This is a genomic window from Pseudomonas marginalis (genome assembly GCF_008692035.1).
Taxonomy (GTDB): Bacteria; Pseudomonadota; Gammaproteobacteria; order Pseudomonadales; family Pseudomonadaceae; genus Aquipseudomonas; species Aquipseudomonas marginalis.
Genome location: NZ_VTFG01000001.1, coordinates 3,473,475 through 3,487,390, shown reverse-complemented (window position 1 = coordinate 3,487,390; position 13,916 = coordinate 3,473,475). Strand labels below are relative to the sequence as shown.

Below are 13,916 nucleotides of genomic sequence, written 5' to 3'. Positions count from 1 at the left end.
ATGCAGCCCTTCGTTATTGCTCCATCGATTCTCTCCGCCGATTTCGCCCGCCTGGGTGAGGAAGTGGACAAGGTGTTGGCCGCCGGTGCCGACTTCGTGCACTTCGATGTCATGGACAACCACTACGTGCCCAACCTGACCATCGGTCCGATGGTCTGCGCGGCGCTGCGCAAGTACGGCATCACCGCGCCGATCGATGCGCACCTGATGGTCAGCCCGGTGGATCGCATCATCGGTGATTTCGTTGACGCCGGCGCGACCTACATCACCTTCCACCCGGAAGCCTCGCTGCACGTCGACCGCACCTTGCAACTGATCCGCGAGGGCGGTTGCAAGGCCGGCCTGGTGTTCAACCCGGCCACCCCGCTGGACGTGCTCAAGTACGTGATGGACAAGGTCGACATGGTGCTGCTGATGAGCGTCAACCCAGGCTTCGGCGGGCAGAAGTTCATCCCCGGTACCCTCGACAAGCTGCGTGAAGCCCGTGCGCTGATCGATGCGTCGGGTCGCGACATCCGCCTGGAAATCGACGGTGGGGTCAACGTCAACAATATCCGTGAAATCGCGGCTGCCGGTGCCGACACCTTCGTGGCAGGCTCGGCGATCTTCAACGCCCCGGACTATGAGGAAGTCATCGCCAAGATGCGCGCCGAATTGGCGCTGGCGCGTCCATGAGCGGCTTTGAGCAGCTGTTCCCCGGCAAACTGCCACGGCTGGTGATGTTCGATCTGGACGGTACCTTGATCGACTCGGTGCCAGACCTGGCGGCGGCGGTGGACGAGATGCTGCTCAAGCTGGGACGCAAGCCGGCGGGGCTTGCGTCGGTACGCGAGTGGGTCGGCAATGGCGCACCGATGCTGGTGCGCCGGGCCCTGGCCAATCACATCGATGCTGAAGGTGTCGATGAGGTTGAGGCCGAGCACGCCCTGGAACTGTTCAATGTTGCCTATGAGCGCAGCCACGAACTGACCGTGGTCTACCCCGGCGTACGCGACACCCTCAAGTGGCTGAGCAAGCAGGGCGTGGAAATGGCCCTGATCACCAACAAGCCGGAGCGCTTTGTCGCGCCGCTGTTGGACCAGATGAAAATCGGCCGTTATTTCCGCTGGATCATTGGTGGCGATACCTTGCCGCAGAAGAAACCCGACCCGGCGGCGCTGTTTTTCGTGATGAAAATGGCCAATATTCCGGCGTCCCAGTCGCTGTTTGTCGGCGATTCACGCAGTGACGTGCTGGCGGCGAAAGCGGCCGGCGTGCAGTGCGTGGCCCTGAGTTACGGCTACAACCATGGTCGTCCGATCGCTGAAGAGTCGCCGTCGCTGGTGATTGATGATCTGAGACTGCTAATCCCCGGTTGCTTGGGAGCTGGCGCTGAGATAACGTTGCCCGACATCGATCCGTCCCCTTCTGGAAATTCCATCGTGGTGGTCACTCGCAAACTCTGGATGAAAGTCATCAAGGCCCTGGCCCGCTGGCGTTGGCGCGCCTGACTGATCCTGGCCGCGCCATGCGGCACGTTTGCATACCTGACTGTTAGACCCTCACGCCACGAGGCACCTCATGATCCGCGAAGAATTCCTGCGTTTGGCCGCTGCCGGCTATAACCGTATCCCCCTGGCCTGCGAAACCCTGGCCGACTTCGACACGCCGTTGTCGATCTACCTGAAACTGGCCGACCAGCCCAACTCCTACCTGCTGGAGTCGGTACAGGGCGGCGAGAAATGGGGCCGTTACTCGATCATCGGCCTGCCATGCCGCACTGTGCTGCGGGTGCACGACCATCATGTGAGCATCACCCATGATGGTGTCGAGATCGAAAGTCATGAGGTCGAAGACCCGCTGGCCTTCGTCGAAGCCTTCAAGGCGCGCTACAACGTGCCGACCATCCCTGGCCTGCCGCGCTTCAACGGCGGCCTGGTGGGGTACTTCGGCTACGACTGCGTGCGCTATGTGGAAAAACGCCTGGGCAAATGCCCGAACCCTGACCCCCTGGGCGTGCCGGACATTCTGCTGATGGTCTCCGATGCGGTGGTGGTGTTCGACAACCTCGCCGGCAAGATGCACGCGATCGTGCTCGCCGACCCGTCCCAGGCCGACGCCTTCGAGCAAGGCCAGGCCAGCCTCGAAGCGCTGTTGGAAAAACTGCGCCAGCCGATCACCCCGCGTCGCGGCCTGGACCTCAGCCGTCCGCCGGCGGCTGATCCGGTGTTCCGCTCCAGCTTTACCCAGGATGACTATGAGCGCGCGGTCGATACCATCAAGGAATACATCCTCGCCGGTGACTGCATGCAGGTGGTGCCGTCGCAACGCATGTCCATCGACTTCAAGGCGGCACCCATCGACCTGTACCGGGCGCTGCGCTGCTTCAACCCGACGCCGTACATGTACTTCTTCAACTTTGGTGACTTCCACGTAGTGGGCAGCTCGCCGGAGGTGCTGGTGCGTGTCGAGGACAACCTGATCACCGTGCGCCCGATTGCCGGCACACGCCCGCGTGGCGTGACCGAAGAAGCGGATCTGGCGCTCGAAGAAGACCTGCTCAGCGACGACAAGGAAATCGCCGAACACCTGATGCTGATCGACCTGGGCCGCAATGACACCGGGCGTGTCTCGGAAATCGGCTCGGTGAAGTTGACCGAGAAGATGGTCATTGAGCGTTATTCCAACGTGATGCACATCGTGTCCAACGTCACCGGCGAGCTGAAGGCCGGGCTGACTGCGATGGACGCGTTGCGGGCGATTCTGCCGGCAGGCACCTTGTCGGGGGCGCCGAAGATCCGTGCGATGGAAATCATCGACGAACTGGAGCCGGTCAAGCGCGGTGTCTATGGCGGCGCCGTGGGGTATTTCGCCTGGAACGGCAACATGGACACTGCCATTGCGATTCGCACTGCGGTGATCAAGGACGGGGAGCTGCACGTGCAGGCCGGTGGCGGGATTGTCGCCGACTCGGTGCCGGCCCTCGAATGGGAAGAAACCCTGAACAAGCGCCGCGCGATGTTCCGCGCCGTAGCGCTGGCTGAACAGACCCCCAATTCTTGAGGTTTCCCCCATGTTGCTGATGATTGATAACTACGATTCCTTTACCTACAACGTTGTGCAGTACCTGGGGGAGCTGGGCGCCGAGGTCAAGGTGGTTCGCAATGACGAACTGACCGTGGCTGAAATCGCCGCCCTGAACCCGGAACGTATCGTGGTTTCGCCGGGCCCCTGCACGCCGACCGAGGCGGGTATCTCCCTCGAAGCCATCAAGTACTTCGCCGGCAAGCTGCCGATCCTGGGCGTCTGCCTGGGCCACCAATCCATCGGCCAGGCCTTTGGTGGTGACGTGGTGCGTGCGCGCCAGGTGATGCACGGCAAGACCAGCCCGGTGTTCCATAAAGACCTGGGCGTATTCCAGGAACTCAACAACCCGGTGACCGTGACCCGCTACCACTCGCTGGTGGTCAAGCGCGAAACCCTGCCGGAATGCCTGGAGCTGACGGCCTGGACCCAGCTGGAAGACGGCTCCGTCGACGAGATCATGGGCCTGCGTCACAAGACACTGAATATCGAAGGGGTGCAGTTTCACCCTGAATCGATCCTGACCGAGCAGGGCTACGAGCTGTTCGCCAACTTTCTCAAGCAGAGCGGCGGCACGCGCTAAGGACTTTCCATGGATATCAAGACTGCCCTGAGCCGTATCGTCGGCCATCTGGACCTGAGCACCGCTGAAATGAGCGATGTGATGCGCGAAATCATGACCGGTCAATGCACCGACGCGCAGATCGGCGCTTTCATGATGGCGATGCGCATGAAGAGTGAAAGCATCGACGAGATCGTCGGTGCCGTATCGGTGATGCGTGAGCTGGCGGACAAGGTCGAGCTCAAGACCCTCGACGGCGTGGTCGACGTGGTCGGCACCGGCGGTGACGGTGCGAACATCTTCAACGTCTCGACGGCCTCGTCCTTTGTGGTGGCGGCGGCGGGCTGCACCGTGGCCAAGCACGGTAACCGCGCGGTGTCCGGCAAGAGCGGCAGTGCCGACCTGCTGGAAGCGGCCGGTATCTACCTGAACCTCACGCCGGTACAAGTGGCGCGCTGCATCGACAACGTCGGCATCGGCTTTATGTTTGCCCAGTCCCATCATGGTGCAATGAAGCACGCCGCCGGCCCACGCAAGGACCTTGGCCTGCGTACCCTGTTCAACATGCTCGGCCCGCTTACGAATCCGGCCGGTGTGAAGCACCAGGTGGTAGGCGTGTTCAGCCAGGCGCTGTGCCGGCCATTGGCTGAAGTACTCCAACGCATGGGCAGCAAGCATGTGCTGGTGGTGCATTCCAAAGACGGCCTGGACGAGTTCAGCCTGGCGGCGCCAACGTTTGTGGCGGAGCTGAAGGATGACCAGATCAGCGAATACTGGGTCGAACCGGAAGACTTGGGCATGAAGAGCCAGAGCCTGCACGGCCTGGCGGTGGAAAGCCCGGCGGCGTCCCTGGAGCTGATTCGCGATGCCCTGGGGCGTCGTAAGACCGAGAACGGTCAAAAAGCCGCGGAAATGATTGTTCTGAATGCTGGCGCGGCACTTTACGCAGCCGATCATGCCTATAGTCTTAAGGAAGGTGTCGAATTGGCCCACGATGCGCTGCACACCGGTCTGGCTCGTGAAAAGCTCGAAGAGCTGGGAGCATTCACCGCTGTATTCAAGATGGAGAATGAAGGATGAGTGTGCCGACCGTTCTGGAAAAAATCCTGGCCCGCAAGGCTGAAGAAGTCGCCGAACGCCGTTCCCGTGTGAGCCTGGCCGAGTTGGAAGCCCAAGCGAAAGCCGCTGACGCACCGCGTGGATTTGCCAAGGCACTGATCGCCCAGGCCAAGCTCAAGCAGCCGGCCGTGATCGCCGAGATCAAGAAAGCATCGCCGAGCAAGGGCGTGATCCGCGAAAACTTTGTACCGGCGGAAATCGCTCTCAGCTACGAGAAGGGTGGGGCGACGTGCCTGTCGGTACTCACTGACATCGATTTTTTCCAGGGTTCCGACCTGTTCCTGCAGCAGGCCCGCGCCGCGTGCAAGTTGCCGGTGATCCGCAAGGATTTCATGGTCGATCCGTACCAGATCGTCGAAGCCCGTGCCTTGGGTGCCGACTGTGTGTTGTTGATTGTCTCCGCATTGGATGACGTGAAGATGGCCGAGCTGGCGGCCGTGGCCAAAAGCGTTGGCCTGGATGTGCTGGTGGAGGTGCACGACGGCGATGAGCTGGAGCGCGCGCTGAAAACCCTCGACACACCGCTGGTGGGGGTCAACAACCGTAACCTGCACACCTTCGAAGTCAGCCTGGAAAACACCCTCGACCTGCTGCCGCGTATTCCGCGCGATCGCCTGGTGATTACCGAAAGTGGCATCGTCAACCGTGCCGATGTGGAGCTGATGGAAATCAGTGACGTTTATTCGTTCCTGGTGGGTGAGACCTTCATGCGTGCCGAGAACCCTGGGGCGGAACTGCAGCGTCTGTTCTTCCCGGAGCGTGGCGTGGCGGTCAGTGGTTCCACTCTCGATTGATTTGAAATGCGATCAACGTGTGGGAGGGGGCTTGCCCCGATGGCGGCGGTTCAGTTGGAGCATTCTCGACTGACACACCGCTATCGGGGGCAAGCCCCCTCCCACATTTGGGTTTGTGTTTATTCAGATAGGTAGGTGCCCATTGATCCAGCCAGTGTCGATGCGTGTTGAAGCAGGCCTTGCCGCCGAGCAAGCCTTGCTGGCCGCCGTTTGCGCGGGTGAGCAGGCGTTTGGGTTGTTGTTCTGGCAGCCCAGCGACCAGGCACTGGTGATGCCACGCCGCTTGAGCCGATTGCCTGCTTTCGATGTCGCCAGCCGCGTGTCTGCGGATGCCGGTTGGCCGGTGCTCTTGCGCGAAACCGGCGGCGAACCGGTGCCGCAGTCCAGCGCCACGGTCAATATCGCCCTGGTCTACGCTCCGCCGCGCAGTGAGGGTGATCAAGGTCGCATCGAAACCGGTTACCAGCGTCTATGCCAGCCGATCTGCGATTTACTTATCGAGTTGGGGGGCGATGTCTCCGTCGGGGAAATCGACGGTGCATTCTGCGACGGTCGTTACAACGTCAACCTCAACGGGCGCAAAATGGTCGGTACTGCCCAGCGTTGGCGGCAAGGCGGGGGCCGCCCGGTGGGGTTGGTGCACGGTGCGTTGTTGCTGGATAACGATCGTGAAGAACTGATCGCGGCGGTCAACCGCTTCAACCAAGCCTGCGGCCTGGAGCAACGGGTTCGCGCCGACAGCCATATTGCCCTGCACGAAGCCTTCCCCGCGCCGGACGCAATCAGCCGGCTGGACACCTTGTACCGACAAATGCTGGCCAGCTTCCTGCCGGCTTAACGGGTACCGAACACCACCATCGTCTTGCCTTTGACGTGCACCAGGTTGCGCTCTTCCAGATCCTTGAGCACGCGGCCGACCATCTCCCGTGAACAACCGACAATGCGCCCGATTTCCTGGCGGGTGATCTTGATCTGCATGCCGTCGGGGTGAGTCATTGCATCGGGCTGCTTGCACAGCTCCAGCAAGCAACGGGCCACACGTCCGGTGACGTCGAAGAACGCCAGGTCGCCAACCTTGCGCGTAGTGTCTCGCAGGCGCTGGGCGATCTGACCACTGAGGGCGTAGAGAATATCGGGGTCCTGCTGGGCGAGTTCGCGAAACTTTGCGTAACTGATCTCGGCCACTTCGCACTCGACCTTGGTCCGCACCCAGGCGCTGCGCTCCTGCTCCTTGCCTGCTTGTTCAAACAGCCCCAGCTCGCCGAAAAAATCCCCGGTGTTCAGGTAGGCGATGATCATTTCGCGGCCGTCTTCATCCTCGATCAGGATGGTGACTGAGCCCTTGATAATGAAAAACAGTGTTTCGGAGCGCTCACCGGCGCAGATGATGTTGTGCTTGGCGGGGTGGCGCCGGCGCTGGCAGTGCATCAGCAACTTGTCGAGATTCTTGATCTTGGGTATGGGCGTAAGAGCAACCATGGTTGTATCCCGAAAGGCAGCGCGAGGTGGTTGGAGTTGTTGTACTCAGCGGTATCGGCATTGATACACGTTGTATAAGGGTGGCAATACGCCACTCCTTTGGCGCCAGCTTAACAGACACATTCTGACTCGATTAGCGAATTTTCCGAGTCAGCTCCGTTATTGATCGCTTTGGTGGGAAGCGCGGTTGCGCCCGGGCCCTGTGCTAAGCTGGCGACCCTTTTTTAGCAGTGGAGTCTGGGCGATGAAGGCACGCATCCAATGGGCGGGCGAAGCCATGTTCCTCGGTGAGTCGGGCAGTGGCCATGTGGTGGTCATGGATGGCCCGCCGGAAGCCGGTGGCCGTAACCTGGGCGTACGCCCGATGGAAATGCTCCTGCTTGGTGTGGGCGGTTGCAGCAATTTCGACGTGGTCAGCATCCTGAAAAAATCCCGCCAGGCTGTGGAAAGCTGCGAAGCCTTCCTGGAAGCCGAGCGCGCCACTGAAGATCCCAAGGTGTTCACCAAGATCCACATGCATTTCGTGGTGAAGGGACGGGCGTTGAAAGAGGCCCAGGTCAAGCGTGCCATCGAGCTGTCTGCCGAGAAGTATTGCTCGGCGTCGATCATGCTCGGCGCGGCGGGTGTGGCCATCACCCATGATTACGAGATCATCGAGTTGGGTTGACCGCCAATCGGCAAAAGAAAAGGGCGCTTCGATAGCGCCCTTTTTTGCAGCCGCAGGTTTAGTCAGATGCGGTAGGTGCTTTTGGTCATGACCTTGGCCAGCAGGCTCATGCCGAATCGCACTGGCGCCGGGAAGCGGAAACCGCCGGCATCCAATGCACTTTCGGCGTGGTGCGCTTCATCGATACGCATCTGCTCAAGAATCGCCCGGGACTTTTCGTCATCGGCCGGCAGTTGCTCCAGATGTTCATCCAGGTGCTTGCACACTTGATGTTCCGTCGCGGCGACAAAGCCGAGGCTGACCTTGTCGCTGATCAAACCGGCAGCCGCGCCGATGCCGAATGACAAACCGTAGAACAGCGGGTTGAGCACGCTGGGATGGCTACCCAACTGGCGAATACGTTGCTCGCACCAGGCCAGGTGATCGATTTCTTCCTCGGCCGCATGCTCCATGGCCGCGCGCACCTGCGGCAGCTTGGCGGTCAGGGCCTGGCCCTGGTACAGCGCCTGGGCACAGACTTCACCGGTATGGTTGATACGCATCAGGCCTGCGACATGGCGGGTCTCGGTCTCGCTCATCTGCGCGTCAGGCTGCACGATGGCGGGCGACGGGCGGTACGGTTGGCCGCTGAAGGGCAGCAGTGTGCGCATGGCCATGTCGGCTTGCAGCAACAGACGGTCAATGGGCGAGTAGTGACGTTGGGTAGTCATGCTGACCTCCGGGAAGAATCTCGGCGGCCAGTTTACCGCAAGAGAGAGGAACGCGTTTGCCCTGAGTCAAGGGCATGGGGTCGCAGCCTTGGGCTGCGCCCCTTGTAGCGGGCTATTTCAGCCCGGCGGCCAGTTCATCTGGCGCTGGCCCAGCACATGCATATGGATGTGGTAAACGGTCTGCCCGCCTTTCGGGTTGCAGTTCATCACCACCCGGAAGCCTTCTTCACAGCCTTGTTCCACCGCCAGGCGCTGGGCCGTGAACAGAATATGGCCGGCCAGGGCTTTGTCTTCCTCGGTCAGGTCATTGAGGGTGGGGATGTGTTTTTTCGGGATGACCAGGAAATGCACGGGCGCTGCCGGGTGGATGTCCTTGAAGGCCAGGACTTGATCATCTTCATAGATGATATCCGCAGGTATTTCCCGGTTGATGATTTTGGTGAACAGAGTATCCACAGCTGTTTCTCCATTATGAAAGTGCAAGGTGAGTGTACCCAGGCGATCAGCGCGGGCAATAGGCCTTGTTGATCGCCCCGGCGATCTTGCGAGTCAACCAGCGTGGGCTGAAACGCGGGCTGAAGGCCAGCCAGCGATTACGTCGTCCAGGAATGATGATGGCTTTGTTCTTTTCCAGTGCGCGCACGGTATAGAGCGCCACTTCTTCCGGACTTATCAATTGTTCGCTGCGTTCGAGTCTGGCGGTGTCCATCTGCGCCGTACCGAAGAAGGCGGTGCGCGTAGGACCGGGGCAAAGCACCGAGACCTTGATGCCACAGGTCTTCAGTTCTTCGCGCAAGCCTTCGGAGAAATGCAGCACGTAGGCCTTGCTGGCGTAGTAGCTGCTCATCCACGGGCCGGGTTGGAACGCGGCGACCGAGGCGACGTTGAGAATCTGCCCGCCACCGTGCAGCGCCATGGTGTTGCCCAGGGCGTGACACATGCGGGTGAGGGCAAGGATGTTGACTTCGATGAGGTCTTGTTCGGTCATCCAGTCCTGGGCCAGGAATGGCCCGCTGGTGCCAATGCCGGCGCAGTTCACCAGCAAATCGATCTGCCGCTCGCCTTCTTCCAGCTCCAGCAGGAACCCGGACAAGCGCAATGGCTCGCCGAGATCGCATGCCCGAAACAGCACCTCGACGCCGAAGCGTTGGGTCAATTCGATTGCAATGTTTTCCAACTGATCACGCTGGCGGGCCACCAGAATCAAGCTGCGGCCGCGACGGGCCAGGGCTTCGGCCAAAGCCAGGCCGATGCCGCTGGAGGCACCGGTGATCAGAGCGTAACGGGTCATGCCTTTCTCCATCGCAACACGCCGCGCCTGGGATGGAGGCATCGCAGGCGCGGCGCGTTTCTTTACTGTTCTGGAGAGTCTACAGGTTCGGCCGCGTCGTCAGCACTTTGCGCGTCTTCTTCGTCGACGATCACGCTTTGATCGGCGTCTTCATCGGAAGTGATGGAGCTGCTTTCGTAGCTGCTGTCCACGTTGGTTTCGAGTTGATCCAGGTAGCCGTTCATGCCCAGCGACACCACGATGATGAGCATCAGCGGGATGAATGCCAGCCACAGCGAGGCCAGGACCTTCACCGCGGTGGAGTTGCGCGGTGGCGGTGCGCCGTACTGGTTGGCGCCGGTGTTACCTGGCATGACCAACAGCAGCAGCGGGAAAATACTGTTCACCAGCGGTACCAGGTTCAGCAGGTACAACCAGCCGGACCAGCCCAGATCGTGCAGGCGCTGCACGCCGATCTGCACGCTCACGACCACAACCGCGACGAACAGCGCGAAGCCCAGCAGCGAGCCGAGGATAATGGCTATCGTCGGCGACGCGGTTGCGATGGCAAAGCCCACAGTACTGAGGATGCCGGCTGCGACGAGCATGGCGACTGTCAGTACCAGCGTCCATGCCAGGTACCGCAGACGACCAATACGGCCATTGATGGTGAAGACCTTGAGGGTGGCGTATTCCGGCAGGCTTTCACCTACGGCGGCACGCGGTGGTGCGTACGGCGAAGCCGCAGGACGAGAGAAGTCCGCAGCGCTGGAATCTGTTTCGTGGGTTTCGGCAAGGCTGAAGGCTACGGGCTGTTCGGCCTCGATACGCGCGTCGACCCCGGCGTTTTTCAGCGCGGTGAGGTAGGTTTCGGCGTCGGGGCGGGACAGGTCGCGTTTCAGTGCAACAACGCGGCCGGTGAAGAGTTTCTCGATGTCCTCGACCGTGCTCTTGAACAGTTCAGCCAGGTTCAGCTTGGCTGTGGTGCTTTCGACACCCGGGAGCAGGGCCCCATCAAACACAATCTTGAAACGGTTGTCGCTCATGCGGGCATCCTTGTCACTGAATCAGTGGGGTAGTGCAGGCCTGCTCGATCGGCAGGCCTTGCGGTTGGGTCAGCGTGGCCAGCGCAACTGTGTCGCCTGCTCGCGCGCCTTGCGGTATTCGGCATCCAGGCGGGCAACGAGTTCATCGACGCCGGGTAAATCATTAATCTCACCGACACCTTGGCCTGCAGACCATACGGTCTTCCAGGCCTTGGCTTCGTCGCTCAGCGGCTTGAGCTTGGAGCCGAAGTTTACTTCGCCTTTGCCCTGCAGGGCAGCGAGGTCGAAACCGGCATTTTCCAGGCTCTGGCGCATAAAGCTTGCGGGCACGCCGGAGACTGCGGGAGTGTGCACGATGTCGGCGGCGCGCGATGTGAGCAGCATCTCTTTATACGCATCCGGGGCGTGGCTTTCGGTGGTACCGATAAACCGTGTGCCGAAATACGCCAGGTCTGCCCCCAGCAACTGGGCGGCGAGTATCTCATGGCCGTGGTTAAGGCAGCCGGCCAGCAGCAGGGTTTTGTCGAAGAATTGGCGAATCTCCGCGATCAGCGAAAACGGGCTCCAGGTACCGGCATGGCCACCGGCGCCTGCGGCCACGGCGATCAGGCCGTCGACACCGGCTTCAGCGGCTTTTTCGGCATGGCGACGGGTAGTGACATCGTGAAACACCAGGCCGCCATAGCTGTGCACCGCATCTACCACTTCTTTCACTGCGCCCAGGCTGGTAATCACGATCGGCACCTTGTGCTCAACACAGATCGCCAGGTCAGCCTCAAGGCGAGGGTTGCTGTTGTGCACGATCAGGTTGACGGCGTAGGGGGCAGGATTGTCCAGCTGCGCCAGGCCCGCTTCGATTTCCTCCAGCCAGGCCTTGAAGCCACTGCTCTCGCGCTGGTTGAGCGCCGGGAAGCTGCCGACCACGCCGTTGCGGCAGCAGGCCAGCACCAATTGCGGATTGGAAATCAGGAACATCGGCGCCACCACCACGGGCAGGTGCAGACGTTGTTCAAGCAGAGTGGGCAGCGACATTGGAGGTACCCCGAGTAATGACGTTAGAACGGTTTGACCACGACCAAAATTACGATAGCCAGCAATATCAGAACCGGGACTTCATTGAACCAGCGATAAAAGACATGGCTGCGGGTGTTTTCGCCACGGGCGAAACGTTTTACCTGCGCGCCGCACATATGGTGGTAGCCAATCAGGAACACTACCAGGGTCAACTTGGCGTGGATCCAGGCGCCCGATTGAAAGATGCCGGGGTTAAGGGCTATCAGCCAGATACCGAACACCAGGCTGGCCAGCATCGCCGGGCCCATGATGCCGCGGTAGAGCTTGCGCTCCATGACGCTGAAGCGTTCCTTGCTGACAGTGTCCTCGCTTTGAGCGTGGTAGACGAACAGGCGCGGCAGGTAGAACAGCCCGGCAAACCAGCAGACGATGCTGACGATATGGAAGGCTTTGACCCATAGATAAAGCATTTTTAGTTATTCCCAGGTTCACGGTAGCGCAGATAGTAGTGGCTCATGCGCCCATACGTCACGTTGACGGTTGTCGCAGGACGATACGGCCCCTATTATCGACGGCTTTCCAGTGGGTTCGTTGAGGGCAGGTTTATGGTCAAGGTCGGTATCGTCGGCGGCACGGGTTACACCGGTGTCGAATTGCTGCGTCTGTTGGCCCAGCATCCGCAAGCTGAGGTGGTGGTCATTACCTCTCGATCCGAGGCCGGCCTGGCCGTGGCCGATATGTACCCGAACCTGCGAGGCCACTACGACGGCCTGGCGTTCAGTGTTCCGGACATCAACACCCTTGGTGCCTGCGATGTGGTGTTCTTTGCCACCCCCCATGGCGTTGCCCATGCGTTGGCTGGCGAACTGCTGGCCGCTGGTACCAAGGTCATCGACCTGTCGGCGGACTTCCGCCTGCAAGACGCCGACGAATGGGCCAAGTGGTACGGCCAGCCTCACGGTGCACCGGAACTGTTGGAAGAGGCGGTGTACGGCCTGCCGGAAGTCAATCGTGAGCAGATCAAGCAGGCACGCTTGATCGCCGTGCCGGGTTGCTACCCGACGGCGACGCAACTGGGCTTCCTGCCGTTGCTCGAGGCCGGGCTGGCGGATGCTTCGCGCCTGATCGCAGACTGTAAGTCGGGTGTCAGCGGTGCCGGTCGTGGAGCAGCGGTAGGTTCCTTGTACTCCGAGACGTCGGAAAGCATGAAGGCTTACGCAGTAAAAGGGCATCGCCATCTGCCGGAGATTCGTCAGGGGCTGCGTCGCGCCGCCGGCAAAGACGTAGGCCTGACCTTCGTGCCACACCTGACGCCGATGATTCGTGGCATTCATTCCACGTTGTACGCCACCGTGGTCGATCGTTCGGTAGACCTACAGGCGTTGTTTGAAAAGCGTTATGCCAACGAGCCGTTCGTCGATGTAATGCCTGCTGGCAGCCATCCGGAAACCCGCAGTGTGCGAGGCGCCAACGTGTGTCGGATTGCGGTGCATCGTCCGCAGGATGGTGACCTGGTGGTGGTGTTGTCGGTGATCGACAACCTCGTCAAGGGCGCGTCGGGCCAGGCGGTGCAGAACATGAACATCCTGTTTGGCCTGGATGAAAAGCTGGGTCTGTCCCACGCCGGCATGCTGCCTTAAGACGATTGGCAAAGTGTGCAAAAGGCCCGTTGATCGGGCCTTTTGTGTTTCTAATGGCGGCGATGCAGATTGATATACCGTAACAATAGTTGACCGCTTTTCTAGGAGAAGCGGATAATGCCCGCCATTACGCATATGGCGGCGCTACGCCGGGAGATTATCAGCATGAGCGTTGAATCCTTCACCCCCACGGCTTTGCAATTTACCCACGGTGCTGCGCACAAGGTGAAGAGCCTGGTCGATGAAGAGGGTAATGATCGCTTGAAGCTGCGCGTATTCGTTACGGGCGGCGGTTGTTCAGGGTTTCAGTACGGTTTCACCTTCGATGAAGATGTGGCCGACGATGACACCATCGTTGAGCGTGAGGGCGTTAGCCTGGTCGTGGACCCGATGAGCTTCCAATACTTGGCAGGTGCCGAGGTGGATTACCAGGAGGGTCTGGAGGGTTCGCGTTTCGTGATCAAGAACCCTAACGCGACCACCACCTGTGGTTGCGGCTCTTCGTTCTCGATCTGATCGACAGCCTGATCTACAACGAATAAAAACGCCGCG

Annotated in this window: 17 protein-coding genes; 10 read left to right on the top strand and 7 right to left on the bottom strand. The window is 60.5% G+C overall.

Annotation, left to right across the window (positions count from 1 at the left end; genetic code table 11):
• The 7 genes from rpe (at nucleotide 1) to FX984_RS16365 (ending at nucleotide 6,376) form a co-directional block, all read left to right on the top strand.
• Entirely contained in the window at nucleotides 1-675 is a 675-nt protein-coding gene (gene rpe, locus FX984_RS16395) for a ribulose-phosphate 3-epimerase (RefSeq protein WP_146477720.1), read from the top strand.
• Complete coding sequence (locus tag FX984_RS16390) at nucleotides 672-1,490, top strand: phosphoglycolate phosphatase (RefSeq protein WP_027605897.1); 819 nt, start codon at nucleotides 672-674, stop codon at nucleotides 1,488-1,490. Before rpe ends, FX984_RS16390 begins: the two co-directional genes overlap by 4 nt.
• A gap of 70 nt (nucleotides 1,491-1,560) precedes the next feature.
• The gene (gene trpE / locus FX984_RS16385) at nucleotides 1,561-3,042 is read left to right on the top strand and encodes an anthranilate synthase component I (protein ID WP_146477721.1); all 1,482 of its coding nucleotides are present in this window, start codon (nucleotides 1,561-1,563) and stop codon (nucleotides 3,040-3,042) included.
• A 10-nt stretch (nucleotides 3,043-3,052) separates the two neighbouring features.
• On the top strand, nucleotides 3,053-3,646 hold the full coding sequence (locus FX984_RS16380; protein WP_146477723.1) for an aminodeoxychorismate/anthranilate synthase component II: 594 nt from the start codon (nucleotides 3,053-3,055) through the stop codon (nucleotides 3,644-3,646).
• Between the two features lie 9 nt (nucleotides 3,647-3,655).
• Nucleotides 3,656-4,705 (top strand): anthranilate phosphoribosyltransferase, encoded by a 1,050-nt coding sequence (gene trpD, locus FX984_RS16375; RefSeq protein WP_027605895.1) that lies wholly within the window; start codon nucleotides 3,656-3,658, stop codon nucleotides 4,703-4,705.
• Nucleotides 4,702-5,538: an indole-3-glycerol phosphate synthase TrpC gene (gene trpC, locus FX984_RS16370; protein WP_027605894.1), complete on the top strand. Its 837-nt coding sequence runs from the start codon at nucleotides 4,702-4,704 to the stop codon at nucleotides 5,536-5,538. The genes trpD and trpC overlap by 4 nt, the downstream gene beginning before the upstream one ends.
• Before the next feature lie 142 nt (nucleotides 5,539-5,680).
• Entirely contained in the window at nucleotides 5,681-6,376 is a 696-nt protein-coding gene (locus FX984_RS16365; RefSeq protein ID WP_146477725.1) for a lipoate--protein ligase family protein, read from the top strand.
• Here FX984_RS16365 and crp read toward each other — a convergent pair.
• Complete coding sequence (gene crp / locus FX984_RS16360; protein ID WP_027605892.1) at nucleotides 6,373-7,017, bottom strand: cAMP-activated global transcriptional regulator CRP; 645 nt, start codon at nucleotides 7,015-7,017, stop codon at nucleotides 6,373-6,375. The genes FX984_RS16365 and crp overlap by 4 nt on opposite strands.
• Before the next feature lie 244 nt (nucleotides 7,018-7,261).
• Here crp and FX984_RS16355 point away from each other — a divergent pair, with 244 nt between their 5' ends.
• Nucleotides 7,262-7,684: an OsmC family protein gene (locus FX984_RS16355; RefSeq protein ID WP_005792019.1), complete on the top strand. Its 423-nt coding sequence runs from the start codon at nucleotides 7,262-7,264 to the stop codon at nucleotides 7,682-7,684.
• Nucleotides 7,685-7,746: 62 nt separating this feature from the next.
• Here the strand turns inward: FX984_RS16355 and coq7 are convergent, their stop codons facing one another.
• The 6 genes from coq7 to hemJ all read right to left on the bottom strand — a co-directional run bounded on the left by coq7 (nucleotide 7,747) and on the right by hemJ (nucleotide 12,194).
• Nucleotides 7,747-8,394, bottom strand: coding sequence for a 2-polyprenyl-3-methyl-6-methoxy-1,4-benzoquinone monooxygenase (gene coq7 / locus FX984_RS16350; protein ID WP_092355508.1), 648 nt, complete (start codon nucleotides 8,392-8,394; stop codon nucleotides 7,747-7,749).
• Nucleotides 8,395-8,511: 117 nt separating this feature from the next.
• Nucleotides 8,512-8,850, bottom strand: coding sequence for a histidine triad nucleotide-binding protein (locus FX984_RS16345; protein WP_010206940.1), 339 nt, complete (start codon nucleotides 8,848-8,850; stop codon nucleotides 8,512-8,514).
• A 46-nt stretch (nucleotides 8,851-8,896) separates the two neighbouring features.
• Nucleotides 8,897-9,685, bottom strand: coding sequence for an SDR family NAD(P)-dependent oxidoreductase (locus tag FX984_RS16340; protein WP_146477727.1), 789 nt, complete (start codon nucleotides 9,683-9,685; stop codon nucleotides 8,897-8,899).
• 62 nt (nucleotides 9,686-9,747) lie between these two features.
• Entirely contained in the window at nucleotides 9,748-10,710 is a 963-nt protein-coding gene (locus FX984_RS16335; protein ID WP_027605889.1) for a DUF805 domain-containing protein, read from the bottom strand.
• A gap of 69 nt (nucleotides 10,711-10,779) precedes the next feature.
• Nucleotides 10,780-11,742, bottom strand: coding sequence for an NAD(P)H-dependent flavin oxidoreductase (locus tag FX984_RS16330; protein ID WP_027605888.1), 963 nt, complete (start codon nucleotides 11,740-11,742; stop codon nucleotides 10,780-10,782).
• 23 nt (nucleotides 11,743-11,765) lie between these two features.
• A complete protein-coding gene (gene hemJ, locus FX984_RS16325) occupies nucleotides 11,766-12,194 on the bottom strand; it encodes a protoporphyrinogen oxidase HemJ (RefSeq protein WP_027605887.1) in 429 nt (142 codons plus the stop codon).
• A 135-nt stretch (nucleotides 12,195-12,329) separates the two neighbouring features.
• Between hemJ and argC the strand changes: the two genes are divergently transcribed.
• Both argC and erpA read left to right on the top strand, forming a co-directional pair.
• Nucleotides 12,330-13,364: an N-acetyl-gamma-glutamyl-phosphate reductase gene (gene argC, locus FX984_RS16320; protein ID WP_027605886.1), complete on the top strand. Its 1,035-nt coding sequence runs from the start codon at nucleotides 12,330-12,332 to the stop codon at nucleotides 13,362-13,364.
• A gap of 165 nt (nucleotides 13,365-13,529) precedes the next feature.
• Entirely contained in the window at nucleotides 13,530-13,880 is a 351-nt protein-coding gene (erpA, locus tag FX984_RS16315; protein ID WP_003176443.1) for an iron-sulfur cluster insertion protein ErpA, read from the top strand.
• The last annotated feature ends 36 nt before the right edge of the window (nucleotides 13,881-13,916 follow it).